The following is a 26,884-nucleotide window of genomic DNA, read 5'->3' as shown; positions in this document are numbered from 1 at the left end:
TTTTTTGTTGTTCGCTATAAAGGAGATACCGCTTATCCCAGGGCATTTTCTTAATATTTAAGAGTATTCCGCATCGTTTAGCGACTACCGGATATTGCCAACCGCAACCTATGGCCGTTCCCAAGATATTGACCGTTGTGCAGGCCCGCATGGGGTCGTCGCGCCTGCCGGGCAAGGTGCTCATGCCGCTGGCCGGCCAGCCGCTGCTGGTGCGCATGGTGGAGCGGGTGCAGCGCGCGCCGCTGGCCGGCACCGTGGTAGTGGCCACCACCACCGACCCGGCCGACGACGCCATTGCTGAATTGTGCACCGCCCACGGCCTCAACTGCTTCCGCGGGGACGCATTAGACCTGCTGGACCGCCACTACCAGGCCGCCCGCCATTACGGCGCCGACGTGGTGCTGAAAATCCCGTCCGACTGCCCGCTCATCGACCCGGCTATAATTGATGAAGTGGTACGGTTTTACCTCGATTTTGCCGAGCGCTACGACTTTGTGAGCAACCTGCACCCCGCCACCTTCCCCGATGGTAATGACGTGGAGGTGATGCCTTTCACCATGTTGGAAAAGGCCTGGCGCGAAGCAAAACGGCCGCTGGAGCGCGAGCACACCACGCCTTTCTTTTGGGAAAACCCCGACCGGTTTGCCATCGGCAACGTGGCCTGGGACGCCGGTCAGGATTTTTCGATGAGCCACCGCTGGACTATTGACTACCGGGAAGACTACGATTTCATCAGCGCCGTTTATGACGCGCTGTACCACCAAAACCCCGCTTTCGGCATCAACGACATACTCCGCCTGACCACCGAGCGGCCCGACATTGCCCGGCTCAATGCCCACCTGGCCGGCGTGAACTGGTACCGCAACCACCTCGACGAACTCAAAACCGTGGATTCGGCGCAAACCCGAAACTTGTAGGGGCGGGGCCTGCTCCCGCCCGCTTCACCGCACAACATTCTTATTAAATATCGTTCCACGACGGGCGGGGACCAGCCCCGCACCCTACTTATGACCGACCCTAAACGCCAGAAACTAGAGAAAATGGCCCTCAAGGTGCGCGAGCACATCGTGCGCCTCAGCACCGACGGCGGCTGCTTCACCGGTGCTTCGCTGAGCTGCGCCGATTTGCTGGTGTACCTATACAGCGAGCTGCTGAACGTGCGGCCCGACAACCTGCAGGACCCCAACCGCGACTACCTGTTCCTGAGCAAAGGCCACGACGTGCCCGCCCTCTACGGCACCTTCGTGGAGCTCGGCTTCATCGACAAAGCCCGCCTCGACCAGCACCTCACCACCGACGACCACATTTACTGGCACCCCAACCGCAACGTGCCGGGCGTGGAATTCCACTCGGGCTCGCTGGGCCACCTGCCCAGCGTGGCCTTGGGCGTGGCGATGGATTGCAAAATGCGCGGCCAGGACAACAAGGTCATCGTCATCACCGGCGACGGCGAGCTGAACGAGGGCACGGTGTGGGAAAGCCTGCTGGTGGCCAGCGCCCACAAGGTCAACAACCTCACGCTGGTGGTCGACCGCAACCACTTCCAGGCCAACGTGGCCACCGAAGACCTGATTCCGCTGGAGCCCATGGCGCCCAAGTTCGAAGCCTTTGGCTGTGAAGTGCGCCGCATCGACGGCCACGATTTCGCGCAACTGGAAGACGCCTTCTCGGCCCTCCCCTTCTCCGACACCAAGCCTTCGGTCATCATCTGCGACACGGTGCGCGGCCGCGGCCTGCCCAGCATCGAGGCCCGCGCCGACCGTTGGTTCTGCAACTTCTCTTCGGAGGAGGTGGAGGAACTGTTGCGCGAGCTGCACAGCCAAGTAGCCACGAATTTGACCAGTGAAACGCTGACGGTACGGTAATAAACTGTAGCGTGGACTCTGCGAGTCCGCGCCCCCGCACCGGTCAACTAATCCGCCAATCAATACGCGGACTCGCAGAGTCCGCGCTACATTATGAACTACGAAGAACTTATCAAGGAAACCGCCCTCGCCGATGAGCGCATCGTGGTGATGACGGCCGAAAACCGCGCCCTCATCCGCAACCTGCCCGCCGTGCTCGGCCCGCGCTTCATCGACACCGGCATTACCGAGCAAACGCTCATCGGGGCCGCTGCTGGCCTGGCCCTGCGCGGCCGGGTGCCGGTGGTGCACGCGCTGGCCACCTTCCTCACGCTGCGGGCGTTCGAGTTTATCCGCACCGACGTGGGCATCGGCCAGCTGCCGGTGAAGCTCAGCGGCTTCGTGCCCGGCTTCCTTTCCGATGGCAACGGGCCTACGCACCAGGCCATCGAGGACGTGAGCCTCATGCGCGGCATCCCCGGCATGACAGTTTTCGCACCCGCCGACGAGGCCGATATGGTGGCCATGCTGCCCGCCATCTGGGCCTCGCCCCAGCCGGCTTACCTGCGCGTAAACACCCGACCGGGCACCTACGAGCACGCCCCGTTCGAAATTGGCAAAGCTGAAATCGTGGCCGAGGGCACTGACGTTACCATCCTCACCTACGGCATGCTCTTCGAGCAAACGTTGGTGGCCCGCGAGCTGCTGCAGGCCCAGGGCAAGTCGGTGGGCCTCATCAACCTGCGCAGCCTCAAGCCAATAGACGAAGCGGCCCTGCTGGACGTGGTGCGCCGTGGCTCCCTCATCGTGACGGTGGAAGACCATTTTATCACCGGCGGCCTCTATTCCATTCTGGCCGAGATTCTGCTGCGCAACCAACTCACGGCCCGCGTGTTGCCGCTGGCGCTGGAGGAGCGGTGGTATCGCCCCGGCCGCCTGAGCGCGGTGCTGGAGTACGAGGGCTTCACTGGCCACCACATTGCCCGCCGCATTACGGAGCATTTGGGCGAGTCGGGCGCGGCCATTGCCGAAGGCCCGACCGTGCTTGAAAACGAGTTTGCCGAATAGCACGAGTACCCCGAAGCTCCTGCTTCGGCTCGCGTTGAACGACTTCTCACGCAAGCCGAAGCAGGAGCTTCGGGGTACTCGTGCTGCCATCACCTTTTCACATTCCCCGACATATGCCCAACACCGTTTCCTTTAACGAGAATTACCCCGACATCACGAAGTCGGACGAGCTGTACGCCCGCGCCCAGCGCATCATGACGCCCGTGACGCAGACCCTGGCCAAGGGCCCGGGCCAGTACACCAAAGGCGTGAGCCCGAAATATGTGAAGCGCGCCAAAGGCTCCCACATCTGGGACGTGGACGGCAACGAGTACATTGATTTCCAGATGGGTATTGGCCCCATCTCCCTTGGCTACGCTTACCCGAAAGTGGACGATGCTATTCGCGCCCAGCTCGAAGACGGCATCACCTTCTCGATGATGCACGAGCTGGAAGTGGAGCTGTCGGAGCTGATTCACGAGATTATTCCCAATGCCGAAAGCATCCGCATCAGCAAGACGGGCGCCGACGTGTGCTCGGCGGCCGTGCGCGTGTCGCGGGCTTTCACGGGGCGCAACAAGGTGCTATGCTGCGGCTACCACGGCTGGCACGACTGGTACATCGGCACCACCAGCCGCGACAAAGGCATCCCGCAGGAAAGCAAGGATTTGGTGGCCGCTTTCGAATACAACAACATCGACTCGCTCAAAGCGCTGCTTGATGACGATGTAGCCTGCGTGATTCTGGAGCCCTTTATCTTCGACGCGCCCAAGGACAACTTCCTGCACGAAGTAGCCCGCCTATGTCAGGAAAATGGCACGCTGCTCATCTTCGACGAGATGTGGACCGGCTTCCGCGTGGCCGTGGGCGGCGCGCAGGAGTACTTCGGCATCACCCCCGATTTGGCGGTGTATTCCAAGGCGTTTGCCAACGGTATGCCCATCGCCCTGCTCACCGGCCGCCGCGACGTGATGCAGCTGTTTGAGCAGGACGTATTCTTCTTCACCACCTTCGGGGGCGAAGCGCTGAGCCTGGCTGCGGCCGTAGCCACCATCACGGAGATGCGTGAGAAAAACGTACCCGCTCGCCTGGCCGAGCAGGGCAAAAAGCTGAAGGATGGCTACAACGGAATCGCCGCCGAACTGGGCATCAGCCAATACACCAAGTGCTACGGCTACGACTGCCGCACCATCGTGACCTTCGACCCTTTGGCCGGCAACGGCATGGAGATTAAGGCTTTCATGCAGCAGGAACTGTTCAAGCGCGGCATCATGTGGGGCGGCTTCCACAACATGTGCTTCTCGCACACCGATGCCGACGTTGCCCACACCCTGGCCGCCTACCGTGAAGTGCTGCCGCTGCTCAAGGAAACCATTGAGGCCGGCGACGTGGCCTCGCGCCTGCTGGGCGAGCCGGTGGAAGCCGTGTTCCGCAAGGTGACCAACGCTGCGCCGGTTAAAGCCAAGTAGATTACATGAGCTTATTTGACTTAACCGGTAAGACGGCCATCGTCACTGGCGCGTGCGGGCTCATCGGCCGCAAGCACTGCGAGGCGCTGGCCAACGCGGGCGCCAACGTGGTGGTGGCCGACCTCAACGCCGAAGCCTGCGCGGCGGTAGCGGCGGAGCTGCCCGGCGGTATTCACCTGCCGCTGGCGGTGAACGTGACCGACCCCGCCTCGCTGGCCGCCGCACGCGACCAGATTCTGGCCCAGTTTGGCCACATCGACGTGCTGGTGAACAACGCCGCTATCAACGACATGTTTGAGAACCCGGCCCTGGCGGCCGACCTCAGCAAGTTTGAGAATTTCCCGCTGGCCACTTTTCAGCAGGTGCTGGAAGTGAACGTGACGGGTGTGTTTCTGGCGGCGCAGGTATTCGGCACGCCCATGGCGCGGCAGGGCCACGGCTCCATCATCAACGTGGCCAGCACCTACGGCCTTGTCGGGCCCGACCAAAGCATCTACCGCAACGAGGCCGGCGAGCAAACCTTCTACAAATCCCCCTCCTACCCCATGACCAAGGGCGCGGTGGTAAACTTCACGCGCTACCTGGCCGCCTATTGGGGCAAGGACGGCGTGCGCGTGAACACGCTCTCACCCGGCGGTGTGGAAAACAGCCAGGACGAGTTTTTCATCAAGCAATACAGCGCCAAAACGCCGCTGGGCCGCATGGCTACGCCCACCGATTATCAGGGCGCGGTGGTGTTCCTGGCTTCTGATGCATCAGCCTACATGACCGGGGCCAACCTGGTGGTGGACGGCGGTTGGACGGCTATCTAATCCAACACTTTTCAGCTGTCAATCAGTCAGCTGCTTGTGTTTTCTTTCACTGATTATCCCTTAACGCTTCATCCTATGCAAGCTGTTGAAATTCGCAAAAACCGATTCATTGGCGCGGGCCACCCGGCCTACATCATTGCCGAAATCGGCATCAACCACAACGGCTCGCTCGACCTGGCCAAGCAGCTCATTTCGGAAGCCGCCAAGGCCGGCTGCGACGCCGTGAAGTTCCAGAAACGCACGCCGGAGTTGTGCGTGCCCAAGGACCAGTGGGAAAAGCAGCGCGACACCCCCTGGGGCCGCATGAGCTACATCGACTACAAGCGCAAAACCGAATTCGGCCAGGCCGAATACACAGCCATCGACGACTACTGCCGCGCCCTGGGCATCGACTGGTTTGCCTCCTGCTGGGACGAGCCGTCGGTTGATTTTATGGAGCAGTTTGCGCCCGTGCTCTACAAGATGGCCTCCGCCTCCCTCACCGACAAGCCCCTGCTCGACCGCGTGCGCGCCACCGGCCGCCCGCTGATGCTGAGCACCGGCATGAGCACGCTCGATGAGATTCATCAGGCCGTGAAATGGGTGGGTTTGGATAAGCTCATGATTGCGCACTCCACCTCCTCCTATCCCTGCCCGCCGGCCGAGCTGAACCTGCGCATGGTGCCCGTGCTGCAAGGCATGTTCCCGAACACGCCCATCGGCTACTCAGGCCACGAAACGGGCCTGGCCACCACCGTGGCCGCCGTGACGCTGGGCGCCTCCTTCGTGGAGCGCCACTTCACGCTGGACCGCGCCATGTGGGGCTCCGACCACGCCGCCTCCGTTGAGCCCGGTGGCATGGCCAAGCTCGTGCGCGATATCCGCGACGTGGAAGAGGGCCTTGGCGACGGCGTGAAGCGCGTGTACGACTCCGAGCTGGAGCCCCGCGCCCGCCTGCGCCGCGAGCTGACGCCGAACAACGCGTAAGCGGTTCGGGTTGAACTGCTGCTGTTGAATCGTTGGTCATCCTGAGCGCAGCAAAGGACCTTATCACGGCTGAACAATTGCTGTTCGAACGTGATAAGGTCCTTTGCTGCGCTCAGGATGACCAACAAAACCCATTCACCCCATGCACAAAGTCGAACTCATCACCACGGCCATTCTGCTCGCTTGGGTGGCCATTGTGATTACGCTGGAGCGCATCATCCCCTACCGCAAGGGGCTGCCGTTTTTCCGCGAGGGCTTCTGGACGGATTTGGTGCTATACACCTTCGTGCAGAGCTTCGCGCTGAAAATCATCATCTTCGATTACATCATTCAGCCACTCGACCAGCATTTTGGGTTCTCGAAGCTGCATTTTGTGACGGGCTGGCCCATCTGGGTGCAGGTGCTGTTTTTTGTGGTGACGCACGACTTTTACATCTACTGGTTTCACCGGTTTCAGCACAGCAGCCCGTTTTTCTGGCGCACCCATGAGGCGCACCATTCGGGCAAGCAGGTGGACTGGCTGGCGGGCTCCCGCTCCCACGCCGTCGAGATTCTGATTAATCAAACCATCGAGTTTGCGCCCATCATCCTGCTCGGGGCCGACCCCATGGTGGTGCCCATCAAGGCCTGCATTGATGCCGTGTGGGGCATCTGGATTCACTGCAACATCGACGTGCGCTCGGGCCGCCTGCAATACTTCATCAACGGCCCCGAGATGCACCTCTGGCACCACGCCGACCACGAAGAAGTATTCTACGCCAACTTCTCCACCAAATTCGCCTTTTGGGACTGGATGTTCGGCACGGCCTACCTGCCCAACGGCCGCAAGCCGCAGAAATGGGGCCTGCCCTACGTTTTCCCGAAGGACTATTTCAGCCAGCACGTATTCTCCGTGGCCCGGTTCAGCGAAGAAGAGCTGGCCCAACGCTCGCGCCTGTTCCGCGCCTACCACGGCATCCGCGGGCGCCTTCTCACCCAGCTAACGGACCGGCTGCCGGCCCTGAAACCGCTGCACGGCTGGCCCGTGCCCGAACCTTACGCCGAAACCATTCCGGCGCAGCGCCCGGGCGGTAATTTTGGCCACAGCCCGGCCCCGGCCGCTTCATCTCAAACGCCCACTGCCGTTCCGTCCCGTTGATTAATCCCTGGTTTTCGCTGTTTTTGGCCTCCTTCATGGAGGTTTGCTGGACGTATAGCCTCAAGGCGCTGAGCATGCAGCGCATCAAGGAAATAGCCTGGGCGCACAGCCTGGGCCAGCCGGCGCTGCTGCTGCCGGTGCTGCCGCTGCTGGCCTACGTGGGCTTCGGGCTGGCCAACGTGTACTTTCTGTCGCTGGCGATGAAGGACATTCCCACCGCCACCGCCTACTCGGCCTGGATGGCGCTGGCCGTGGTGGGCATCAAACTGGTCGATACGGTATACCTCAAGCAGCCCCTGTCCTGGCAAAGCGTGTTCTTCACCAGCTTGATTATCATTGGGGTACTGGGCTTGCGGCGGACAGAATAAGTGTAGCGTGGACTCTGCGAGTCCGCGCGTTGCCGGAACGTTCGCCCGGGCGCGGACTCGCAGAGTCCACGCTACAACCTGATGCTCCGCCAGTTCTTAGGCCAGCACCAGGTGGTACACGGGCACGATGACGAACTCCCGGCACCGAATCATGATTTCCGGGTTTTCGGCCACCCATTCGTGGGCCTGGGCTTCGGAGTCGAACTCGTGGCTTTCCTCGCCGGCCAGGGACTTGAACGTCCAGGTGGTGCTGTGGCCCGGCGCCGGGGCTTCGTGTTGCAGCTTGAAGATGCGGTATTTGGTCAGTAGTTGCGTGTTCATACCGCCAAACTACGCAAAGGCGCATGTTTGGTCGATGAAAAAAGTTGATTTTAATGCCCGGTACTGGCTGCCAGCAGGCTTGCAACGCGGCGTTTCAGTATCCACTTTTCCGGCTCAGCAGTTGAATTAGCACTGAGTATTAATGCTAATACCATTCTGCTGCGCCCACTGCTTTCCGGCCCAACGGCTCTAAAACTGGAAATAAATGAATGGCTGAATTTCGGCCGATTTAATTTGAATTACCAGCCAAATAACCACCGTGAGGAGCAAAGCCTGCTCCACCACCGAGCGGCGGGCCAGCGCCGTTTCGAGGCGCAGGGTGAGGCCGTCGGGGATAAAATGGAGCAGGTAGCCCAGCGCCACCAGCGCAAATACCGGCCGGAAGGCGCCCAGCACCTGGCCCAGCAAGTCGGGCCGCAGGCTGTGCGTAATCTGGTGGATAACCTGCAGGGCCACCTCGAAGCTGCCGGCCCGGAAAAATATCCAGCAGAAGCACGCGAAATGGAAGGTAATGAACCAGCCCAACAACTTGGTAAGCCAATTATCGCCCGGCCGAAACACCTTTTGAAACAGCTTGTCGGCGGCCAGCGCGGCGCCGTGCAGCGCCCCCCAGGCCACAAACGTGAGCGAGGCGCCGTGCCAGAGGCCGCCGAGCAGCATGGTGAGAAACAGGTTCACGTATTGCCGCACCATGCCTTTGCGGTTGCCGCCCAGCGGGATGTAGAGGTAGTCGCGCAGCCACGACGAGAGCGAGATGTGCCAGCGCCGCCAGAATTCGGTGATGCTCGTGCTTTGGTAGGGCGAGAGGAAGTTGGGCGGCAGCCGGTAGCCCAGCAGCAGCGCGATGCCGATGGCAATGTCGGAATAGCCCGAAAAGTCGCAGTAAATCTGCAGCGCGTAGCCATACACGCCCAGCAGGTTTTCGATGCCGCTGAACAGCGTGGGGTTGCCGAAAATGCGCTCCACGTAGTTGAGGCTGATGTAGTCGGAAATGACGGCTTTCTTGAACAGGCCCGCCGCGATGAGCAGCACGGCCCGGCCCATGTCTTCGCGCGAGATGAAGGGCTTTTTGGCAATTTGCGGAATAAAATCGGAGGCCCGCACGATGGGCCCGGCCACCAGTTGCGGGAAAAACGTGACGAAAAACGCGAAGTCCCAGATGTTGCGCAGGGCCTTGATTTGCCCGCGGTACACGTCGATGGTGTAGCTCAGGGTCTGGAAGGTGTAGAACGAGATGCCCACCGGCAGCAGCACGTGCAGCACCGGCACCGGCTGCCCGGTGAGCGCCTGGTAGCCGCTCAGAAAAAAGTTGGTGTACTTGAAGTAGAACAGCATGCCCAGATTTACCAACAGGCTGAGCGTGAGCAGCAGCTTGCGCCGGCCGGGGCTGCCGGAGTCGGCAATCCAGCGGGCGAAGTTGTATTCCACTATCGTCGAAAAGACGAGCAGCAGGAAGTAAATCCCGCTCGACTTGTAGTAGAAGAACAGCGAGAAGGCCGTGACGTAGAGCAGCCGCGCCCGGTGCCGGTCGCGCAGTAGCTGATAGCCGCCCAGAAACGCCAGAAACAGCAGCAGAAAGAAGCCCGTGTTGAAAATCAGCGGGCTTTTGGGATGGTACCGGAACTGGTCGACCAGCCGGTTAACATCAAGGCCGAGGTTATCGGGGCGGAGGTTGCGAAAATCCATCCTGGAGCGCGAGGTAAAGCAAAAGGCCCTGCAGTTCGTAGCCTTTGGTGGTGAAGTGAACAAGGTCGGGCTGGGCCAGGCCGTGGGCCAGCCAGGTGCGCATGGAGCCGTAGCCGCCCTGCACGGCGGCCAAGTCCCAGTAGGCCAAATCGTGCGCCGCGCAGTAGGCCCGCAGCGCCTCGCGCAGGCGGGTCAGGTCGGGGTTGCGGTAGCGGCGGGCGCGGTAGGAGTCGGCCGGGGCGGTGAGCAGCACGTCGGCCTGCGGGCAGCGGCGGCGCAGGCGGCTCACCAACGTGTCGAGCTGCTGGGCGAAGCGCCTGGGGTCGAAGCCGGCATCGTAGGCATCGTTGGTGCCGAGCGAGACAATAAGCAAATCGGGCTGCAGCACGGGCAGCTGCGCAAAAAAATGCGGGGCGCGGTTGTAGTGTCGCACGGCCGCCCCGTTTACCCCAATGACGTGGTACACCACCCCGGCCCGGCCATTATCCAGCAGCAGGCCGTAGAGCCGAGCCCCGGTTTGGTCCGGTTGGCGGCGCACGGTGCGCAGCTCCACGAAATCGCGCAGCGAATCAAAAACAACCGTGGCCGCCAGGCCCCCACCGCTGGCCACCGTAGCCAGCACGCGGCCCTGCGCATTACGCACCTGCCAATCAAACGCCGTGGGGTCTGGCTCGCGCAGGAGTGTGAGCTTGCTGAAACGGTAGTCGGGCCGGCCTCGTGCGGGGATGCGCAGCGTGAAGGCGGCGCCAGTGTCGGAAGTGGCCAGGCTGATGCCGCTCAGGCCGATGGGCAGGGTGCTATCGGGCGCAGCCAGCACGCGGCGGGCGCGCCAGCGCCCGGCCGTGGCCCTTGAACGGAACGTGGGCGAGCCGTCCATCTTCGCCACCCCAAACGGAAAAGCCAAGCCGCGCCCCGCGTTGCCGTAGGTGCGCTGCAGTTCGCGCCGCACCCGCCCCGAAAACTCGTCGGCCTGCAGGTGCGAGTCGCCGAGGTGCACCACGCTCACCCGCGCGCCCGGCAGTTCCTGCGGGTAAACCGGCAGCCGGGCCAGCTGTTGGTAGAAATGCTGCAAGCCTAATTGAGCATTCTCAATACGGTTGGCCGCTGTGTTTAGAAAGGGATAAGCCGCCTGCAGGCTGTCGAGCCGCCCCAACGCCTGTGCGCGCGCCAGCCCCCCGCATCCCAGCGTCAAGCAAACCACGAGCAGGCAAAGGCGAATAAGCACGTTAATTAGTAGCTAGAATTTAGTAGCGAGTAGTAAGACTTTCGAGTTTGGCAGACACATTTTTCGCTGGTTATCAGCATTTTTTACCAATTACTTAGTAATAAGCAAATCACCACGCTAGCGCGCCTCGGCACGGAAAGTGCTGTCGGCGCGCGGGGCGGGGTTTGAAGCGGCCGGGGCGGCACTCGGGTGGGCGTATTCACCCATCAGGTAGGTGTAGAGCAGGCGGGCCATGCGCTGCCCGCCCAGCGAGTTGATGTGGGTGTAGTCGTTGCGGGCCAGCGGCGGGCTTTGCTCCACCCAGCTCGTCATCGAGTTTTGGCCGCCCATGGCCGCAAACAGATTCCAGAAGGCCACGTGGTTGCGGCGGGCCAAGCGCTGCTGCGCGGCCAGCAGCACCGGCACAGTGGGGTCGGTCACGAACTCGCCGTCGATGCGCGCGCTTTTGTCGCTCATGCCTACGATGAGGATGCTGGCCCGCGGAAACGCCCGTTGCATGCGGTCGACCACGCGGGTCATGGCCTGCTCATAGAAGCGGTAGTCGGTGAGGCCGGTTTCGGCCACGTTCACGCCGTAGTGCAGGATGATGAGCCGGTAATCGAGCGCCTTGCCGAAGGCTGCCAGCTGCTCGAACGGAATGCGGTTGAGCGACATGCCGCCGTTGCCGCGAAAGGAAAAGTTGTCCAGCGTCACACCCTGCGGGCTTTCGAAGCTGACACCGTACACCGGACGCGGGCCGCGCGGGGCAAAGGCCAGCCGCATTTGCCGGGCTGGCCGGGCCGGCGTGAGCACCAGTTCGTTGAGGGCCGCCGTGCCAGGCAAGGCGTGGAGCACGCGGCGCCCGTCGGTGGTCACCAGCACTTGGTCGCGCGCCGAGCCGGGGCCGTAGAACAGCCGGGCCTGGGCAAACCGGCGCAGCGGCGCGAAGCGCTGCCCGGCCCGAAACTCGACCCAGCTGGTATCGGACACGATGTGCGTGCTGTCGTAGTTCGATACGATGCGGGGCAGAAACACCTGGCCTGCAATGCCCAGCGGGCTGGTGCCCGGCCGGCGGTCCGACACCATGTTCGACTCATACCAGTCGGGCGAAAACGTCTGGTGAATGGTTTCGCGGAAGTCGGCCGACACCGAGTTGATGGGCACAAAACCGACGCCGGAGCCCCCAAACTGCGTTTGCAGCAGGTTGCGCAGGTCGCCGGTGAGCAAGTCGCCCTCAATCATGGAATCGCCAAAGTAGGCAATGCGGGTTTTGCGGCCGGTGGCTTTGGTTTGGCGCAGGGCGGCCACAAATTGGTCGAGGCCCGGCAGGTTGGCCAGGGCCGGCGGCTGAGGCGCGGCGGGCGCACCCGGGGCGGGGGCCGTAGGGGCCGCAGCTCCCGGGGCAGCCAGCGGAGCTGGGCCGGGTGCTGCGGCCCCGGTGGTAGCGGGAGCAACCGGGCCGTTGGGCGGCGGGGGCGCCAGGGCGGCCACCGCGCCGGGGTTGGGGCGCAGCACGTCGGCCAGCAAGCGCACCGGGCGCAGCTTCACGCCCCCCACTTCCAGGCCCGGTTTTAAGAAGGAAAGCAAGCCCAGGAAGCCCACCGTGAGCAAAACCAGCCAAAACGGATTTTGCGAGCGCAAAGAATTCATACCATACCGCAAGTCGCTGCAAAGCTAACGCGGCTGGCTGTGGCCCCGGCTCCTGGGGCATCCAATAAACGCCACCGCTGCCCGGCCCGCAGCGCCGCCGGGAGCCACCACCGCGGCGGCCCGCTACGGCAGCTGCGCCAGCCACGCGGCAGCTTCGGGCTCTTCGGCAAAGAGGCGGTAGGTCAGAGCATTGGCGGTGGCTTCTTCCAAGGCCCGCTCGACCGGAATGCGGGCTAGCACCTCGGCGGGCAGCAGCACCGCGCCGTAGAAGTCGCGCATGCGGGTGCGGGGCATGCTCAGCCAGCAGTCGGTGACCCAGGCCGATTCAGCGGGGGCGAAAGGCGTCATGCGCCGGTGGTCGCCCACGACTTTGTGCCACTGGCGCAGCGCCAAGAGTTGCTTGCTGTGTCCGAGCAGCGTTTGCAGGTCGGCAAAGCGGCGCGGGCCGCTGCTGTAGCGGATGATGATGTAGCGGCCGGTGGGCTGTTCCAGCACCTGCCCGGCGGCATTTCGAAAGTGTACGCGAAGTTTACCAAGCGTCATAGCGGCCGCAAAGGTAGCCCGGCGAGGGCCGGTCGGTTAGGGTTTTTCCCAGCGCTGGCTGAATTCCTGCTTGCTGCAGTAGGTGTGCAGGCGGGAAACCGGGTTAATAATCACGATTTCACTCGGTTGCTCGTCGGTGGCTTCGGTGGCCCGAATTTCCAGTTCGTATTCCTGCCCGTTGCGAAAGCCGGCGAAGCCGTCCATGCCCCGAAACACGTATTTTCTCTTCTGAAATTCCATGGGGCAAAATTACGGCAATAAAGGCGCCCCACACCAGCAAAGGGCGCCTACCGGTGGGTAAGCGCCCTTTGAGCGTGGTGCAAAAAGCAATGCCGTTAGGCGTTCTTCTTGGGGCGGCCGGGCTTTTTGGCCGGGGCACCGCCTTCGTTTTCGGCGCGGGGCGTGCGGGGCTTGCGTGTGCGGGGGGCCGATACGTAGTCCTCGGCCAGCACGGCTTCCATCTCGCCCAGAGCCGCTTGCAGGGCGCCCAGGGTGGTGGTCACCTTGCGCAGGGCGCGTTTCAAATCGGCTTTCACCGCGTCAGCTTGTTGTGCCGTTTCTACGACTTTCTGGAATTCATCAAAGTTTAAGGCCATGGGCAGCAAATTATGAAGTACGGCCAAAGATAGGCTAACGCGCATGTATTGATGCGCCCAGCCAGGCAATTGCGGCTTTTTCAAGCTGCTGCCCCCTAATAGCCCAGCGCGCAAACGCACAGGGCTCCAGGCTTGCCAACGGCCGCAACAATTTGGTAATGCCACGACTACAACTTCTTAGGGTTCATCGGAGTACTCCCATTACGCCCCCTCCTGCTATGCGATTCTCCACCATCCGCCCCCGCATCGAATACTTCCGCTCCCGGCAGGCGCGGGTGGTGTACGTGCTGATGGGATTGGCCGCCGCCGCGGGCTTGGTGTGGGCGCTGTGGCAGCACCACCTGCTGGGCAGGTAAGGCCGCCGCTACCCTATCGTTTCGCTACGCGGCCCGCAGCTCGTCTTCGCGGTAGCAGTCCCAGAAGCCGTCGTTCAGCCGGTACACGTTGGTGCGGTGGATGAGGCCGGTTTCGGGCCGGCGCTCGCGTAGCTGGCCGCGCCAAATGACTTCGCGCGCCGGGGCCTCGGGCGTGGGCTGCACCCGGTGCCCCACGGCGTAGGCAAACGTGCTGGCTGGGGCAGCCACCAAAATGACGGGGGCCGTTTCTTCGTCCTGGCTGAATACCTCGCCGTATTCCGGCTGCGATTCTTCGGGCTCGGGCAGGGCTTCGGGGGTGAAATCAGTGGCCGGCTCTTCGGCTTCGTAATAGACCTTGGGGGCGGTGGGCATGGCGGCAGCGCTGTAAAATTTTTAGCTAAATTAATCGTCGGCTAACCAGAATAGCAACTCAGCCTGCACCTTGCCGGCCCCAGCGGTTGGTGGGGCACCCCCAGCAAGTCCCCTTTTAACGGGTACTATTCGTGCTTGCCGACCATACGTTTGCGGCTGATAGATAAGCCACTACGCCGGGCCATTGCAGCCTGGGCTCATTTCCGCCCCCGCATGCTCAGCATGATGGGGGTATAGTTGAAGTACACAGGCTTTTGCTGGCCCGAGGTTTCGGCGCTCTTGTCTACCACCAGCAGCTTATCGGTGAAAAAACCCGCACAGCTCGTCTGGGAAACGTTGCGGGTGGGCTGCAACCCCAGGTACTGCACAAACACGTACTCTTCCTGCGGGCTGATGCTGAGGTAAGGCTGCTCGCAGCTGCCATCGCCACCGTAGAGCACCCCTTCAAAAATGCTTCTCAGCCGCTGCTCCACCCGGGCAACCTGGAGATTATTGCCTTGCTTTCGATACCCGTAAAGCAGTTCCTGCAGTGCCAGCACGTTCACCGGCTCCTGCGCCAGCAGCGCTTCGCCTTGCCGAATCAACTCCTCCGTTTTGCCGTCGGCCGCTAGCTGCTGCAGGGCCTGCTCGGCGTCGTAGTTGTAGGGCTTGTAGTCGGGCCGGGCGGTGGCGCCGAGCAAGAGCAACATTTCGTGCGGCGTAGGCGCCGCGGGGTCTTGCCGGAATTTCGCCGCCAGGGCCGGGTAGGCGTAGGCCCCCTCTGCCTGCTGGGTAAGGGGCAGCAGCTTGGCAAAATCGGTCAGTTCGGCAAAGTTGCTCACCTTCGCTGCGGCACCGGCCCGCACCGGCAGCCGGTGCAACGCCGCGTACTCTTCCTGCTGGCGAATCAATTGCTGTACCCGCGCTTGCCCGGCCAGCAGGTCCGGTTGCGTGGGCGCTAAGGCAAGGCCTTTGTCGTATTGAGCCAAGGCCTGTTTGTAGGCCTGATTGGCTGCTAAGTAAGCTGCGTAATCCTGGTAAATATTCGCGTTTAGGCTGTCTTTGCGCAGGGCCAGCTCGTAGTATTGCCACGCCGTTTGTGAAGCCCGAAAGGTCACTTTGGCCAAGGCATTGGCGTGGTGCCAATGCGGGGCGGCACCGTTGGGGTCAGCCTTAAGCGCCTGTTGGTACTGGGCTTCCAGCGCATCCAGCACCTTGCCGTTCTTCGCCCGGTTATCAACTTGCGCAAAAAGAGCGCCCGGAGCCAGAACAAGCATTTGCAAAACGAGCGCCAGCGAACGCAGCGTGGTCGAAACGTTGAAAAGGGAAAGCATAAGATGGCGTAAAAAGGCAATGTAGGCAAGAAGGGGGAAGATGAGCGCAGGGCCCGCTCAGGAAGGGCCTGGCGGCAACAACGCGTGGCCTTGTTCGCGCTTTCGCCGTACAAGTCCAAGCACTTATGCTCTTATCTGCTCCTTGTATGCGCCCCCTTCTGCTGCTCGCTTCCCTCTTTGCCCTGGCCGCCACTCCCGCCGGGGCCCAGGTGCCCCGCCGGACCACCCCGCCGCCCGTGCCGCAAACCACCGGCCTGCCGGCCCAATCCGGCGCCGCGCCCGCGGCGGCCGTGCCCGCCTACCCCAGGGGTTACACCGACAAGCACCTGGGCGGCACCACCAGCCCCACTTTCCCCAACGGCCTGCCCGAGCGCAGCCTCGACCACGGCACCAGCCGCGCCGACCAGCCCCGCGCCAATCAGGCCCAGCCCGGGACCCGGCCCACCCGCAGCATTTTGGGGGGCCGCAAGCGGCGCTAGCGCAGCCCGCCGGCCGCGGCCCCCGGTTGGGCGCATTGGCTAGCGGGAAGCCCGCGCCGGGGCGCAGCCCCACCGGGTGAGGCTGTCGCCGCGCTGCACCGTGAGTTCGACGGCCCGGCCTGGTTTGCGGATAAGGTCGCCTTTGCGCAGGTACCGGCTGAGCGAGCCGTCTTCCGGCGTAGGGTTGGCCCGGTGGAGCCCGGCGGCAGGCCCGAAAGCGTCGAAGTCGTAGCGGCGGGCGCGCTGCCCGTTTAAGAAAAAAGTACGTTGCCCTTTTATTTCAACGACCCCGGTTATGCGGCCCGTGAGGGCCACGTTGTACCCAACTTCGGTGCAGGGAAAGGCGGCCCGCAGCCCGTAGGCGAAGCCCAGGTAAAGCAGCAGGGCCACGGCGCCGAAGGCAAGAATGCGATTGGTGGACATGGCCGCAAGATAGCGCCGCCGGGTGGCCAGCGCCTGCGTCGGGGGCGCGGCGGCGCGAGGCAGCCACCTGCCCGCGGGTGCGGTCGCTGCGGAAGTGCGAGGGATGAGACGGACAGCCGACGGCGGCAGAAAGGAATACTCCCTGCTAATGCAAAAAAGCCCCGACCAATGGGCCGGGGCTTTCTGCGGATTACCAAACAACCGCTATTTAGGAAACGCGGCTGGAGCGGGCAATCGTTTTACAGCTTCACGTTGAACTTGCCGTTCGTTATCGTTTTGGTGGAAGCGGCACTCGAGCCCGTGCCCGTAAAGGTGAAGGTACCGGTGATGTTGGTGGCCGACACCGCACTGACCACAATGGTGCCCGTCGTGCCGTCGTAGAACTGGCTGCCGCCCGAGGCCGGCGTTACCACGTAGCTGGCGGAAGCGTCGCTCGTGCTGGTGATGGTGTAGGAGCCCACCGTTTTGGGCACGTCCAGGAAAACCCCACCCGTGCTGCCGGTCGCACCAGCCAAGGTGACCAAGTTGCCCGAGGAGGCTTGCGAAACGGCGGAAGAGGCCGTTACGTTGCTGCCGTCCACCGTCCAGCTCATCCCCATGGGGTTGGGGTCAGGAGTTGGGGTAGCGTCGCTTTTTTTCGAGCAAGCCGCCAGGGAAACCAGCGCCATGGCCGCCGTGGCGGTCCGCAGGGAACGTAGAGAAAACATCATAAAAAAGGGAAAGGAAATAAATACGGCCGGCACTCACCGGGCCAAGTTCTACAAAGATAAGCCGCCCGGCAACACTTGTGCAACGAGGGCCAACGTTCTGCAGGATTTCCGGTTCGCGCCTCTGTGCCAACGCGTAATACCAGGGCCATGACAGGGCTCGCTGCCGCGGGCTTGAAGCGCGGGTAGTCTGGCTCGCGCCGCGAGCAGAAAACCATCATCGCACCCTCGTTGAGCCCGTGGCTGACACGCGCACGCAGCCGCTGGAAGAATTCGCTCCCGTCGAAGCGGCAGGCCGCGCACCGGGCATACCGGAGCCGTTGGTGGTTCCGCTGTCAAAGGCGGCTGTGGAGAAGGCACCGAAGAATGTATACGTTAGCGCTTCGCCCGGCGCAGCAGGTAGCGCGTTTCGCCGCCAAGCATGATGCCATTGAAGGCGAAGAATCCACCTGTTAGAGGCGTCCCAATGCAACTGCTTTTTCTTCTATTCCAACAAGGCCATTGCCCGATTGAAAGCTTCGCCCGCCCAGCACTCGGCGCAGGCGACAGCTCCACTAGCACCGTTCCGTTGCCTGCTCACGCCTTCAGTCGCCCCCGCAGCAAAGCCGCGGCCGCTTCGAGCAAGGGCAGGTCGGTGGTGCGCTCCTGGCAGCGCTGCAAGCGGCGGAGCTGAATTAGCTCTGCTGACGCGCCTTACTTGGCGGAGGAGCATTCTGTACGAATGGAAAAGAGCCCGCTTACTCAGCCGGTGCCGGCTCGGCGGCCAGCATCTGCGGCGGCGCTGGTAGCGATGGTGCGTGCCTTCTTTCCAGCCGAAACCGGTACTGCTGGAGCAGCACTAAATGAACCATCTAGGGCGTTGCCTCTGCTTAGTTTAGCACCTATTGCTGAGTAGTCTGGCCAGGTTTATTGAGGCACGCCACAAGTTTATAATCTAGTCAGCCTAAGACCCTGACCGTTAAAGTGAACCGCCTGTTACTTTAGCAGGCGATGCTTTAAAAACTACGTAGGCGAATAGCCGAACGCCGCCAACAGGTTCTCGTTCAACGAAACCTTTTTAACGGCTACTCAGAGGTGCTCGCCTGGCCAGCTCAGCTAAAACGAATTTCTGAAAAAGCCAGGTAAGCGCCTTAAAAGGCCAACTCCCGGCTTGGTTGCTTAACTCCGTGGGCGCATTTGCTACCTTTGGCGCTATGCACACCCCACATCCCACTGCAACTTCGATGCCCCGGCGGCCACTGGTTCCGGGGCCGGTTATTGCGCTGGCCTGGCTGCTGTTCAGCGGGTTTATGGTGCTGCTGGTTTTTGCCCAGAACCTCTCGGCGGGCACGCCTACGCACTGGGGCGAAACCCTGGGTGGACGGCTGTTGCACGGAATGCTCTGGGGGCTGCTCACGCCGGTGGTGTTTGCCTTGGCCACGCGCTTCGACCTCACGGAGCACCGCCGTCGGCTAGCCAACCTGCTGGTGCACGCGGCCGCTAGCTACGGCCTCACGCTCGTTTACCGCTTGGCCTACGCCGGGCTGATGGCGCTGTTCGGGGCGTTGCCCGGCGGTTTTTCGCTGGGTACGGTCATTGTAAACGCCAATACCTGGGTACCTATTTACTGGATGCTGCTGTGCATGGCCTACGCCGTGCAATACCGCGAGCGGTTTCGCCAGGGCCAGGTGCAGGCGGCGCAGTTGGAAACGCAACTCGTACAGGCGCAGCTACAAGCCCTGAAAATGCAGTTGCAGCCGCACTTCTTGTTTAATTCGCTGAATGCCGCGTCGGCCCTAATGGGCACCGATGTGAAGGCCGCCCGGCGCATGCTGGCCCAGCTCAGCCAGTTTTTGCGCCTCGTGCTCGAGGGCAGCGACACCCAGGAGGTCACGCTGGCCCAGGAGCTGCACCTAACCCGCCTCTACCTCGAAATTGAGCAAACGCGCTTTCCCGACCGCCTGGCCGTGGCCTATCACATCGCCCCCGGCACGGAGGCCGCCATCTTGCCCGGCTTGCTCTTGCAGCCGGTGGTAGAAAACGCCGTGCGCCACGGCTTGGCCCCGCAGGCAGGGGTAGGCCAGCTGGCCATCAGTGCCCGGCAGCAGGCCGACCGCCTCATTGTGCAGGTGCAAGACAACGGCCGCGGCACCACCGACACCGCCGTGCGGGGCATCGGGCTGCGCAACCTCGAAAGCCGCCTGGCCACCCGCTACGGCACCGACTACGCTGTGCACGTCGAAACCGCGCCCGGCCAAGGCTACTGCTTGCAGGTGTCGCTGCCCTTCCAGGCCGCTGGCTCAGCCCCCTTAGCCGCATGAACCCCAACCTGCGCACCCTACTCGTAGACGATGAGCCGCTGGCCCGCAGCCTGGTGCGGGAGTTGCTCGCCGACTTCCCCGACCTGGCCATCGCGGGCGAGTGCCCGAACGGCACCGAGGCCCTCGCCGCCCTGCAAACGGGCGCCTACGACGTGGTGTTCTTGGATGTGCAAATGCCCGACCTCGACGGCGTGCAGGTGCTGCAACGCCTGCAAGCTGCCGGCCAGCCGCTGCCGCTAGTGGTGTTCGTGACGGCCTACGACCAGTACGCGGTAGCTGCCTTCGCCCTGCACGCAGTGGATTATTTACTAAAGCCGCTCGACCCCGACCGGTTTGCGGAGTGCGTGCGCCGGGTGCAGCAGCAGGCGTCTCAGCACCAGAGCCAAGCCCTCGGCGCCGACCTGGCCGCCTTACTCCGCGCCTGGCCCGCCGCGGCCGGCCTAGCCCCGACTCTCCCAGCCGAGTACCAAGACCGGTTTGTGGTGAAGCAGCCCGAGCGGCAGTTTTTTGTGCCGGCCGCCGAGGTGTGTTACCTCGAAGCCACGGGCAGCGGTGTGCGGCTGCACACGGCCAGCGCGGCGCACCCGGTGCGGGCGGCGCTGGCGCAGCTGGCCGAGCGGCTCGACCCGGCTCACTTTCTGCGCATCCACCGCTCGGTCGTCATCAATACCGACCACATTGTGGAGTTTAAGTCGTGGGCCCACGGCGAGTACCTGTTTCGCATGGCCAATGGGCAGCACGTCACCTCATCGCGCAGCTACAACACGGTTATCCAGCAGTTCTTGAAGCGTTTTGCCTAGCTGCCGCGGGCCAAAAAAGCCAACTCAGGGCCGGATTAGGCCAACTGGCCGCAGTGCCTTAGCAGCGGCTTAGAGCCGCCCGTAAGTTTGGCTATCAATCAGTTGCGAAGTCAGTCTCGTCCCGCTCAGCGGCGGGCGACGGGTACGAGCAACTCAAAACGCCTTGTTATGAGCGCAGCCGCCACCCCCTTCCGTCGATTATTGTTGCCCGCTGGTGCTCTGTTGGGAGCGGCGTTCGTGGGCATCCAATTTATTCGGCCACCGCTGGAGAATCCGCCCGTGACGGGTGATTTTCAGGCGCCGGTGGCCGTGAAAAACATCGTGCAGCGTGCGTGCTACGACTGCCACTCCAACCAAACCGACCTGCGCTGGTTCGACAAAGTCGCGCCGGTGTACTGGCAGGTAGCCGGCCACGTGAAGGAAGGCCGGACGGGCCTGAACTTCTCCACCTGGCAGAGCCTCCCCCCCGCCGACCAAAAAGCGAAGCTCTGGGAGTCAGTCAATCAAATACTGGCGGGCGCCATGCCGCTCAGTGAGTATACCCTGGCTCACCCCGAAGCCAAAGTATCGGCCCAGGACGTGGCTGTGCTCAAGCAGTACGTGGCGAGCCTGGCGAAGAGCCCGCCCGCCGACACGGCCAAGCTCAATGCCGCTGACCGGCAGTACCGGCACTGGCAGTCCAATAAGACTGCATCCACCGCCGTACCGGTTGCACCAAACGGCATCGCCTATCTGCCCGATTACAAAAACTGGCAGGCCATCAGCACCACCGAGCGCTTCGACAATGGCACCATGCGCGTGGTATTTGGCAATAACGTGGCCATGCAAGCCATTCGAGAAAAGCGTATCAAACCCTGGCCCAGCGGCACGGCCTTCGCCAAAGTAGCCTGGGACCAACTGGCTGATGCCCAGGGTAACGTGCGCCCCGGCGCCTTCAAGCAGGTCGAATACATGCTGAAGGACGACCGGAAATACGCCGCTACTAAAGGCTGGGGCTGGGCCCGCTTCAAAACGGATAAACTGGTGCCCTACGGCAAGGACGCACTCTTCACCACTGAGTGCATCCGCTGCCACCAACCCCAGCAACACAACGACTTCGTCTTCACGCAGCCCCTGCGCCCATAGCCCCATGAAAGCCACCACCATCGCCTTAGGGGCCCTGCTGGCGCTGAGCACCTGTAGCCAAAACAAGGTGCCCACCGGCCAGCTCAACGAAGCCGCCTCGTTACCTACTTCGTTTGATTTTAGCAAGCTAGGCTTGCGGGTACTTACCTCGTCGGTCAATCGTCAGCAGGCCACCATGGGTACTTTGTACGGCAACGACCTGGCCCGCCAGGCGGCTCTAGGGGGCATCAGCGCCGCTCAGCCCGGCGAAGTCCTAGCCCTGGTTACCTGGCGGCAGCAAGCCGACCCCAACTGGTTTGGCGCCCGCATTCCCGGTGCGCTGCAATCGCTCGAACTGCTGCGCACCGCGCCGGGGAGCGCCGGCCGCCTGGCCGTTACCTACCAATGATTCACAGGCAAAACCCTAACTCTGCGGGCCGATACCCTGCACCAACAGGAACGGATTGCCTACCTGCTGGCGCAAAAACCGGCCGTGATGCCGTAGAGGCTTCCCCGCAAAGCCTTCACCCTTATGGTGAAGAATATCTTGGCCTATACAACCTGATTCCCTCATTTTTCATTTACCCCTTCTCATGACTAATACGGCATTGCAGATTCCGCCCACCGAGGGCGTTCGCAAAATAGGCGTGGGCGAAGGCGAGCATTTCGATGTCGCTGACTCGCGCTTCACCTGGAAAGCCAGGGCGGCCGACACCGGCTACGCCTTTGCCATTTACGAGCTGCCGCTCGACCCGGGCAAGGGCGTGCCGCTGCACAGCCACCCTTATGCGGAGGTATTTTACATCCTCGACGGGCGCGTCGATTTCATGCGCCTCACCGATGGCCAGCAGGACTGGGTAGGCTGCGAGCGCGGCGAAACGCTCATCGTACCGCCCAATGCCTTCCACGGCTTTGCCAACCGCAGCGGCGCCCCCGCCCGGCTCCTGAGCACGGCCAACCTGCTGCATCAAGCCTTCTTCGACGAGGCCTCGCGCCCGGCACTGGCCACCGACCGGCTGCCCGTCAGCCCGCCCGATATGGCCGAGCTGCAGCGTGCCCTCGGGCTGGCGCCGAAGTACAACATGTTCTTCGCTCCTCCCCCCGCCAGCGAGTCTACTATTGCGACTAACGACCTCAGCGCCGACTAAGCGCCTTAGCGTGCTTGAATATGCTAGATTTAAGCAAGCACCGCCAGACGTCCGTTTATTCCTTTTTCGTGGGAGATGTTCCATGCTGTATCATCTCGGACGGTCCGCATCCAGACCACGTGGCGGATTGTGCCAGGCGGACGGCCAACCTACCTTCCCCAATGCGTCTACCTATCTCGCAGAAAACGACGTTGCCTATTGGACCGACGAAGCCCTGCCCGACAGTTGGGCCGCTGCCGCCATTCGCGTCGCGCGCCAAGCTGTTGCCCCTGCGAGAACGCCGAATTTTCATCCGGAATGGAGAGGAATTTCTGCCCGGCGTGACGGCGCACTTCACGCCGGGGCACACAGCCGAACATATCTGCTTTGAGATTAGCGCGGGCACTGAATCGTTGTTCTTGCTGGGGGACTTAGTGCACCATGCCGTGCTGTCGCTCGAAAATCCGCTCCTGAATTTTGCGGCCGACATTGCCCCCTTCACGGCCGCGGAACCGCAAACTAAGGTTTTTTCAACCTTAGCCGACGCGCGAACGCGCGGGCTGGGGTATCATTTTCCCTGGCCAGGTTTAGGTCACCTAGCGAAACAGGGAGAAGGATTCCGGCTTGTGCCCGAGCAGATGCGTTGGTAGAAGCTATTTTTAGGGAGCGCCAACACGGGGGAGAACGTGCTAAACAGCCGTGCTTTCTGCCAAGCCCTGGGCGCCGCCTAAAATGCCGAAAGAATAGGCTGGCCCGAGCAGACGAACGCCGGGTTCCGGCCTGGGTTCCTAGCACCTACTTTCATGATACTTTTTCAACGCCCGTAGCCTCGATGTGTACAGCACGCGCCTATGCTGCTACTTTCGCGACGGTACCTACGTGTAAATTGTGAACGTGCGCGGCATTGACTACAAGCTCATGGTTTAAAGATGAGACAAAAAACGAAGGTAACAACCTTGTTGTTAGTTCTTTTCTTCAATTGCCCCACCCCTGTTAGATAATCCATGCCAAATTCTTTCTTCCTCCGGGCGGCTGTAATGCTGTTGCTAGTTAGCCCAGTCAGCCACGCCGCCCCTAGCCCTCGCCCCACGCCCCATACGGCTAATCGGGTTGGGCTAGCCCTGGCCCCCGACTTTCGCCAAGCTGACCCGCAAGGCAACATGGTGCAGCTCTCGGCCTTACGGGGCCAGTACGTGCTGCTTGATTTCTGGGCTTCTTGGTGTCCACCTTGTCGGAAGGAGAATCCCGTGCTCGTGCAGGCTTACCAGCGCTATAAACACAAGAAATTCACTATCCTGAGCGTGTCGCTCGACCATAACCGGGCGGCCTGGCTGAAAGCCGTGCAGTCGGACGGCCTTACCTGGCGACAGGTCTCCGACCTGAAAGGATGGGACAATGCCGCCGCGGCGAGCTACCACATCGAGGCATTACCCCAGAACTACCTGCTTGACCCATCCGGGCACGTGGTGGGGCAAAACCTGCGCGGGCCGGCCCTAGAACAACGCTTGGCGCAATTGCTAGGCAAGTAGCGCCAAGCGTTGATTGCGCATAAGCACCAACCTCCCCCTTTCGCTTAAAGCCTGGCCAATGCGCTAAACGCTAATTGGACAGGCTAGGACAATCTGGTTCATACATCCCATTCAATCCGGTGGGGCGAGCAGTACCCGAAGATGGTTACGTCTTAAGGGCATTGCAATGAGTACTTGCTAATCCCTTTTCGTAAGTTCTTCCCTTGCGCATTGCTTCGTGGCAGCTGTAAGGCGCTGCGTGTCCACCAGCGGAGGAGAACGTCCGCCAAGTAGCCATGGCCAACGGCGTGTTGCTGCGGTCTGATTTTGTCAAATTGTACCGCGTCGCGAACGGAACGCCCGGGCTTTGCCACAACAAAGTAGATGCGAATTACTGCTCCTTTCTGCCGGTGGAAGCTTTGCGGACTGAAGAGCAAATGTGTCAGGTCTACGAACTGCCCGACCTTTCACGATTAATCAACGTTGTTTACGCATCGGCGCACACTCTTCCAGCCTTCAATGAACCTAATATTTGCCGCCTATCTGGCGGTCATTCAAATGAGCACTTGCCGGGAAGGCCGGCAGGTGGCGCGGGGCAGCAAGGCTAGTTGTGGTATCGGTCAGCGTTTCCATGAATGCGACGAGGTCCGCTTTTTCCTGAACCGTTAGGTCGAGGTTGTCGAAGGGCAGCGTTTGATTAGGCACGGGCAGGCCCAGGCCGGCACCTCCGCCCCGGCTGTAAAACTCCACTACCTCTGCCAAGGTACCGAAAACGCCGTTGTGCATATAGGGTGCCGTGAGGGCGGCGTTGCGCACGGTGGGCGTTTTGAAGGCGCCGTGCCAGGCCTCGGCGGCAATAATACCGCCCCGGCCAGCGTCAGGGTCGGAGTGGGCGTGCGCCAGGTCGGCGCCGGCAGGCACCCCGATGACTTCGGTTTCGCTATCGGTAAAGCGAGGCGGCACGGTGCCGTTGAACAGCGGCGCGAAGTGGCAGGTAGCGCACGCGGCTTTGCCCATAAACAGGTTGGCCCCACGCACCGCCGACGCGCTAAGGGCATCGGTCTCATGGCGCATGTACTTATCGAACGGCGAATTGAGGGCCACCAGGCTGCGCAGGTAGGCGGCCAACGCCCGGTTCAGGGTGGAGGCGCTGAGGGCTGGCGTGCCCTTTGTGCCGAAAGCTTGCTGGAACAGCTGCTGGTAGGCGCGGCTGCCTTGCAGCTTCTGCACAATCTCGGCGTAGGACGAGTGCAGTTCCTCGGGCCGGTTCACCACTTCCGGAATCTGGTTTTCAAGGAAGCCAGCGCGGCCATCCCAGAAGTAAGCGGTGCTAAAAATGGCGTTGAGCAGCGTGGGCGCGTTGCGGGCCACGGTGGCGTTGGGCGCGAAAGCCGGGCTTTTGGCCACGCCATCGCTGAAGGCCTTGGCGGGGTGGTGGCAGCTGGCGCAGGCCCGCTGGTTGTTGGACGACAGCACCGGGTCGAAAAACAGCAGGCGGCCCAGCTCAATCTGGGCAGGCGAGGGCTCGCGGCGGTCCTGCTTGGCGTAGTAGGCCGGTCGCAGAAAATTGGGGTCGAAAAGATTGGTGGCTTGCTCGTTCACGGGCCTGGCCAGCAAGTCTTCGGCATCGGCCGGGGGCAGCACGGCGGCCGCCAGCGCCACCAGGCGGCCGTAGGCCGGGTTGGCCACCTCGCGCAGGAAATACACGCGGTCAAAGGAGTCAAAATCGGGGTGCTGGCGCAGGTAGGTCACGGTTTTTTGCAGCGCGGCTACGGTGGCCGCCCCAGCTTCCGGCGCGGGACCGGCCTGGGCGAAGGTTTCGGTCACAGCCAGCACGGGGGCCAGTGCCTCCGCCGCGAATGCCATTTCGGAGCCGGCGGCGGGGGCGTCGAAACCGGTGATGCCCATGGTCATCACGCGCAGCATTTCCTCTCGCAGGCTGCCCAGCACCTGCTGGTTGGTAAAGGGCTGGTGTTGCACGTTGGCGGCAAAGCGGTTGAACCCTTCCTCCACTCTTTGGGCGAGGATAAGGGCCTCGGCGGCATTGGGCGCTTCGGGGGCGAAGAGCATTTCCTCCAGCACCTGCAGGCCCTCAGGCGGCATGGTCACAAACTGTGGGTCGCGGCGGCCCAGCGCCAAATAGTCGGCTTCCGTGACGACGACCTTGGGCAAGGGCGCGCCGTTGATGCGCTTGGCCAGCTCCGGGTCGAGGTATTCGGTGAGGTACTCGGTGCGCTTGTAGGCGCTTTTGGTGGCCCGGAATGCGGCCTGGGCCTGGGCCAGCGTGGCCTGCCGCTTTTCCAGCAACTGCAACACGGCCACGAGCCGGGTGCTTTGCGCTTGCAGGGCACCCACGTCGCGCAACAGGAGCTGGCGCACAGCGGCCGTAGTGGGCTGCTGGGCGGAGGCCTCGGGTTTGAAGGAACCCAGCCCCAGCAGCAGGCCGACGGCTGCGGCCACCGTGGCAAGAAAAAAGGCCGGCTGCTTAAGGCTAAGAGGAAGGCGGACAAACATTAGCAAGGCGAAAATTGAAGGCAGCGAAGCCATGTCAACGGCTCCCCTGCAAATCAACTCTTGGCATGTTATTCCCAGATTATCGCCTGATTATAGATAGGTAGTCTTTGGCTCACAAAGCCTTGGATAAGCTGTCAAATTTATGAAGCTTAGATGAAGACGGTAATATTCTCATAATTTCCAGCTATTAATCCGGCAAAAGGCTGCCGCTTGCTTTGGGTGTTGAAAACCAATACC

The 26,884-nt window shown here is 62.2% G+C and carries 29 protein-coding genes; 17 read left to right on the top strand and 12 right to left on the bottom strand.

Annotation, left to right across the window (positions count from 1 at the left end; all coding sequences use genetic code 11):
- Positions 1–110 precede the first annotated feature (110 nt).
- From MTP16_RS14800 to MTP16_RS14765, 8 genes are all read left to right on the top strand, one after another.
- Positions 111–917 (top strand): cytidylyltransferase domain-containing protein, encoded by an 807-nt coding sequence (locus tag MTP16_RS14800; protein ID WP_243510914.1) that lies wholly within the window; start codon positions 111–113, stop codon positions 915–917.
- A 90-nt stretch (positions 918–1,007) separates the two neighbouring features.
- Entirely contained in the window at positions 1,008–1,865 is an 858-nt protein-coding gene (locus MTP16_RS14795) for a transketolase (protein ID WP_243510910.1), read from the top strand.
- Positions 1,866–1,958: 93 nt separating this feature from the next.
- Positions 1,959–2,912 carry a transketolase family protein gene (locus tag MTP16_RS14790; RefSeq protein ID WP_243510907.1) on the top strand — a complete coding sequence of 318 codons (954 nt, stop codon included), beginning with the start codon at positions 1,959–1,961 and terminating at the stop codon, positions 2,910–2,912.
- A 113-nt stretch (positions 2,913–3,025) separates the two neighbouring features.
- Entirely contained in the window at positions 3,026–4,360 is a 1,335-nt protein-coding gene (locus MTP16_RS14785; protein ID WP_243510903.1) for an aminotransferase class III-fold pyridoxal phosphate-dependent enzyme, read from the top strand.
- Positions 4,361–4,365: 5 nt separating this feature from the next.
- Entirely contained in the window at positions 4,366–5,172 is an 807-nt protein-coding gene (locus MTP16_RS14780; protein WP_243510899.1) for an SDR family oxidoreductase, read from the top strand.
- A 75-nt stretch (positions 5,173–5,247) separates the two neighbouring features.
- The gene (locus MTP16_RS14775; RefSeq protein ID WP_243510895.1) at positions 5,248–6,138 is read left to right on the top strand and encodes an N-acetylneuraminate synthase family protein; all 891 of its coding nucleotides are present in this window, start codon (positions 5,248–5,250) and stop codon (positions 6,136–6,138) included.
- Between the two features lie 142 nt (positions 6,139–6,280).
- Complete coding sequence (locus tag MTP16_RS14770) at positions 6,281–7,276, top strand: sterol desaturase family protein (protein WP_243510894.1); 996 nt, start codon at positions 6,281–6,283, stop codon at positions 7,274–7,276.
- Complete coding sequence (locus tag MTP16_RS14765) at positions 7,273–7,644, top strand: DMT family transporter (RefSeq protein WP_243510893.1); 372 nt, start codon at positions 7,273–7,275, stop codon at positions 7,642–7,644. Before MTP16_RS14770 ends, MTP16_RS14765 begins: the two co-directional genes overlap by 4 nt.
- Positions 7,645–7,740: 96 nt before the next feature.
- On the opposite strand, the gene MTP16_RS14760 is transcribed toward MTP16_RS14765, so the two are convergent.
- From MTP16_RS14760 to MTP16_RS14730, 7 genes are all read right to left on the bottom strand, one after another.
- Entirely contained in the window at positions 7,741–7,965 is a 225-nt protein-coding gene (locus tag MTP16_RS14760) for a hypothetical protein (RefSeq protein ID WP_243510890.1), read from the bottom strand.
- A 189-nt stretch (positions 7,966–8,154) separates the two neighbouring features.
- A complete protein-coding gene (locus MTP16_RS14755) occupies positions 8,155–9,651 on the bottom strand; it encodes an MBOAT family O-acyltransferase (RefSeq protein WP_243510887.1) in 1,497 nt (498 codons plus the stop codon).
- A complete protein-coding gene (locus tag MTP16_RS14750) occupies positions 9,623–10,876 on the bottom strand; it encodes a GDSL-type esterase/lipase family protein (RefSeq protein WP_243510884.1) in 1,254 nt (417 codons plus the stop codon). The genes MTP16_RS14755 and MTP16_RS14750 overlap by 29 nt, the downstream gene beginning before the upstream one ends.
- 117 nt (positions 10,877–10,993) lie before the next feature.
- Positions 10,994–12,505, bottom strand: coding sequence for an SGNH/GDSL hydrolase family protein (locus tag MTP16_RS14745; RefSeq protein ID WP_243510882.1), 1,512 nt, complete (start codon positions 12,503–12,505; stop codon positions 10,994–10,996).
- Between the two features lie 123 nt (positions 12,506–12,628).
- Positions 12,629–13,048 (bottom strand): hypothetical protein, encoded by a 420-nt coding sequence (locus tag MTP16_RS14740; RefSeq protein WP_243510879.1) that lies wholly within the window; start codon positions 13,046–13,048, stop codon positions 12,629–12,631.
- 36 nt (positions 13,049–13,084) lie between these two features.
- Positions 13,085–13,288, bottom strand: coding sequence for a hypothetical protein (locus MTP16_RS14735; RefSeq protein ID WP_243510876.1), 204 nt, complete (start codon positions 13,286–13,288; stop codon positions 13,085–13,087).
- Between the two features lie 95 nt (positions 13,289–13,383).
- A complete protein-coding gene (locus MTP16_RS14730; RefSeq protein ID WP_243510874.1) occupies positions 13,384–13,644 on the bottom strand; it encodes a hypothetical protein in 261 nt (86 codons plus the stop codon).
- 218 nt (positions 13,645–13,862) lie between these two features.
- Here MTP16_RS14730 and MTP16_RS14725 point away from each other — a divergent pair, with 218 nt between their 5' ends.
- Positions 13,863–14,000, top strand: a complete 138-nt coding sequence (locus tag MTP16_RS14725; RefSeq protein WP_243510872.1) for a hypothetical protein — start codon at positions 13,863–13,865, stop codon at positions 13,998–14,000.
- Between the two features lie 24 nt (positions 14,001–14,024).
- Here the strand turns inward: MTP16_RS14725 and MTP16_RS14720 are convergent, their stop codons facing one another.
- Complete coding sequence (locus MTP16_RS14720; RefSeq protein WP_243510867.1) at positions 14,025–14,372, bottom strand: hypothetical protein; 348 nt, start codon at positions 14,370–14,372, stop codon at positions 14,025–14,027.
- A 197-nt stretch (positions 14,373–14,569) separates the two neighbouring features.
- On the bottom strand, positions 14,570–15,685 hold the full coding sequence (locus MTP16_RS14715) for a DUF4919 domain-containing protein (RefSeq protein ID WP_243510863.1): 1,116 nt from the start codon (positions 15,683–15,685) through the stop codon (positions 14,570–14,572).
- Between the two features lie 146 nt (positions 15,686–15,831).
- Here MTP16_RS14715 and MTP16_RS14710 point away from each other — a divergent pair, with 146 nt between their 5' ends.
- Positions 15,832–16,164 carry a hypothetical protein gene (locus tag MTP16_RS14710; protein ID WP_243510861.1) on the top strand — a complete coding sequence of 111 codons (333 nt, stop codon included), beginning with the start codon at positions 15,832–15,834 and terminating at the stop codon, positions 16,162–16,164.
- 39 nt (positions 16,165–16,203) lie between these two features.
- Here MTP16_RS14710 and MTP16_RS14705 read toward each other — a convergent pair whose 3' ends face one another.
- Both MTP16_RS14705 and MTP16_RS14700 read right to left on the bottom strand, forming a co-directional pair.
- Positions 16,204–16,587, bottom strand: coding sequence for a hypothetical protein (locus MTP16_RS14705; protein ID WP_243510859.1), 384 nt, complete (start codon positions 16,585–16,587; stop codon positions 16,204–16,206).
- A 239-nt stretch (positions 16,588–16,826) separates the two neighbouring features.
- Positions 16,827–17,297, bottom strand: a complete 471-nt coding sequence (locus MTP16_RS14700) for a DUF6252 family protein (RefSeq protein WP_243510857.1) — start codon at positions 17,295–17,297, stop codon at positions 16,827–16,829.
- 1,190 nt (positions 17,298–18,487) lie between these two features.
- Here MTP16_RS14700 and MTP16_RS14695 point away from each other — a divergent pair.
- From MTP16_RS14695 to MTP16_RS14665, 7 genes are all read left to right on the top strand, one after another.
- The gene (locus MTP16_RS14695) at positions 18,488–19,594 is read left to right on the top strand and encodes a sensor histidine kinase (protein ID WP_243510855.1); all 1,107 of its coding nucleotides are present in this window, start codon (positions 18,488–18,490) and stop codon (positions 19,592–19,594) included.
- Positions 19,591–20,394, top strand: coding sequence for a LytR/AlgR family response regulator transcription factor (locus MTP16_RS14690; protein WP_243510853.1), 804 nt, complete (start codon positions 19,591–19,593; stop codon positions 20,392–20,394). The genes MTP16_RS14695 and MTP16_RS14690 overlap by 4 nt, the downstream gene beginning before the upstream one ends.
- A gap of 168 nt (positions 20,395–20,562) precedes the next feature.
- Complete coding sequence (locus tag MTP16_RS14685; protein ID WP_243510850.1) at positions 20,563–21,519, top strand: heme-binding domain-containing protein; 957 nt, start codon at positions 20,563–20,565, stop codon at positions 21,517–21,519.
- A 4-nt stretch (positions 21,520–21,523) separates the two neighbouring features.
- Positions 21,524–21,907 carry a cytochrome P460 family protein gene (locus MTP16_RS14680; protein ID WP_243510847.1) on the top strand — a complete coding sequence of 128 codons (384 nt, stop codon included), beginning with the start codon at positions 21,524–21,526 and terminating at the stop codon, positions 21,905–21,907.
- A gap of 184 nt (positions 21,908–22,091) precedes the next feature.
- Positions 22,092–22,646, top strand: a complete 555-nt coding sequence (locus MTP16_RS14675) for a cupin domain-containing protein (protein WP_243510844.1) — start codon at positions 22,092–22,094, stop codon at positions 22,644–22,646.
- A 161-nt stretch (positions 22,647–22,807) separates the two neighbouring features.
- On the top strand, positions 22,808–23,275 hold the full coding sequence (locus MTP16_RS14670) for an MBL fold metallo-hydrolase (RefSeq protein WP_243510839.1): 468 nt from the start codon (positions 22,808–22,810) through the stop codon (positions 23,273–23,275).
- Between the two features lie 387 nt (positions 23,276–23,662).
- Positions 23,663–24,154 (top strand): TlpA family protein disulfide reductase, encoded by a 492-nt coding sequence (locus MTP16_RS14665; RefSeq protein ID WP_243510828.1) that lies wholly within the window; start codon positions 23,663–23,665, stop codon positions 24,152–24,154.
- Between the two features lie 504 nt (positions 24,155–24,658).
- Here the strand turns inward: MTP16_RS14665 and MTP16_RS14660 are convergent.
- The gene (locus MTP16_RS14660; protein WP_243510826.1) at positions 24,659–26,593 is read right to left on the bottom strand and encodes a cytochrome-c peroxidase; all 1,935 of its coding nucleotides are present in this window, start codon (positions 26,591–26,593) and stop codon (positions 24,659–24,661) included.
- Between the last annotated feature and the right edge of the window lie 291 nt (positions 26,594–26,884).

This window comes from Hymenobacter monticola, from assembly GCF_022811645.1.
In the GTDB taxonomy this organism is placed as follows: Bacteria; Bacteroidota; Bacteroidia; order Cytophagales; family Hymenobacteraceae; genus Hymenobacter; species Hymenobacter monticola.
This window is presented reverse-complemented; position numbering and strand designations above follow the sequence as displayed.

Coding starts and splice junctions, on each gene's coding strand:
- MTP16_RS14700 (WP_243510857.1), bottom strand. CDS start 17,297: ATGATGTTTTCTCTACGTTCCCTGCGGACCGCCACGGCGGCCATGGCG.
- MTP16_RS14775 (WP_243510895.1), top strand. CDS start 5,248: ATGCAAGCTGTTGAAATTCGCAAAAACCGATTCATTGGCGCGGGCCAC.
- MTP16_RS14690 (WP_243510853.1), top strand. CDS start 19,591: ATGAACCCCAACCTGCGCACCCTACTCGTAGACGATGAGCCGCTGGCC.
- MTP16_RS14705 (WP_243510859.1), bottom strand. CDS start 16,587: ATGTCCACCAATCGCATTCTTGCCTTCGGCGCCGTGGCCCTGCTGCTT.
- MTP16_RS14670 (WP_243510839.1), top strand. CDS start 22,808: ATGCGTCTACCTATCTCGCAGAAAACGACGTTGCCTATTGGACCGACG.
- MTP16_RS14770 (WP_243510894.1), top strand. CDS start 6,281: ATGCACAAAGTCGAACTCATCACCACGGCCATTCTGCTCGCTTGGGTG.
- MTP16_RS14760 (WP_243510890.1), bottom strand. CDS start 7,965: ATGAACACGCAACTACTGACCAAATACCGCATCTTCAAGCTGCAACAC.
- MTP16_RS14720 (WP_243510867.1), bottom strand. CDS start 14,372: ATGCCCACCGCCCCCAAGGTCTATTACGAAGCCGAAGAGCCGGCCACT.
- MTP16_RS14755 (WP_243510887.1), bottom strand. CDS start 9,651: ATGGATTTTCGCAACCTCCGCCCCGATAACCTCGGCCTTGATGTTAAC.
- MTP16_RS14785 (WP_243510903.1), top strand. CDS start 3,026: ATGCCCAACACCGTTTCCTTTAACGAGAATTACCCCGACATCACGAAG.
- MTP16_RS14675 (WP_243510844.1), top strand. CDS start 22,092: ATGACTAATACGGCATTGCAGATTCCGCCCACCGAGGGCGTTCGCAAA.
- MTP16_RS14795 (WP_243510910.1), top strand. CDS start 1,008: ATGACCGACCCTAAACGCCAGAAACTAGAGAAAATGGCCCTCAAGGTG.
- MTP16_RS14680 (WP_243510847.1), top strand. CDS start 21,524: ATGAAAGCCACCACCATCGCCTTAGGGGCCCTGCTGGCGCTGAGCACC.
- MTP16_RS14725 (WP_243510872.1), top strand. CDS start 13,863: ATGCGATTCTCCACCATCCGCCCCCGCATCGAATACTTCCGCTCCCGG.
- MTP16_RS14685 (WP_243510850.1), top strand. CDS start 20,563: ATGAGCGCAGCCGCCACCCCCTTCCGTCGATTATTGTTGCCCGCTGGT.
- MTP16_RS14710 (WP_243510861.1), top strand. CDS start 15,832: ATGCGCCCCCTTCTGCTGCTCGCTTCCCTCTTTGCCCTGGCCGCCACT.
- MTP16_RS14695 (WP_243510855.1), top strand. CDS start 18,488: ATGCACACCCCACATCCCACTGCAACTTCGATGCCCCGGCGGCCACTG.
- MTP16_RS14665 (WP_243510828.1), top strand. CDS start 23,663: ATGCTGTTGCTAGTTAGCCCAGTCAGCCACGCCGCCCCTAGCCCTCGC.
- MTP16_RS14715 (WP_243510863.1), bottom strand. CDS start 15,685: ATGCTTTCCCTTTTCAACGTTTCGACCACGCTGCGTTCGCTGGCGCTC.
- MTP16_RS14740 (WP_243510879.1), bottom strand. CDS start 13,048: ATGACGCTTGGTAAACTTCGCGTACACTTTCGAAATGCCGCCGGGCAG.
- MTP16_RS14800 (WP_243510914.1), top strand. CDS start 111: ATGGCCGTTCCCAAGATATTGACCGTTGTGCAGGCCCGCATGGGGTCG.
- MTP16_RS14735 (WP_243510876.1), bottom strand. CDS start 13,288: ATGGAATTTCAGAAGAGAAAATACGTGTTTCGGGGCATGGACGGCTTC.
- MTP16_RS14780 (WP_243510899.1), top strand. CDS start 4,366: ATGAGCTTATTTGACTTAACCGGTAAGACGGCCATCGTCACTGGCGCG.
- MTP16_RS14730 (WP_243510874.1), bottom strand. CDS start 13,644: ATGGCCTTAAACTTTGATGAATTCCAGAAAGTCGTAGAAACGGCACAA.
- MTP16_RS14745 (WP_243510882.1), bottom strand. CDS start 12,505: ATGAATTCTTTGCGCTCGCAAAATCCGTTTTGGCTGGTTTTGCTCACG.
- MTP16_RS14790 (WP_243510907.1), top strand. CDS start 1,959: ATGAACTACGAAGAACTTATCAAGGAAACCGCCCTCGCCGATGAGCGC.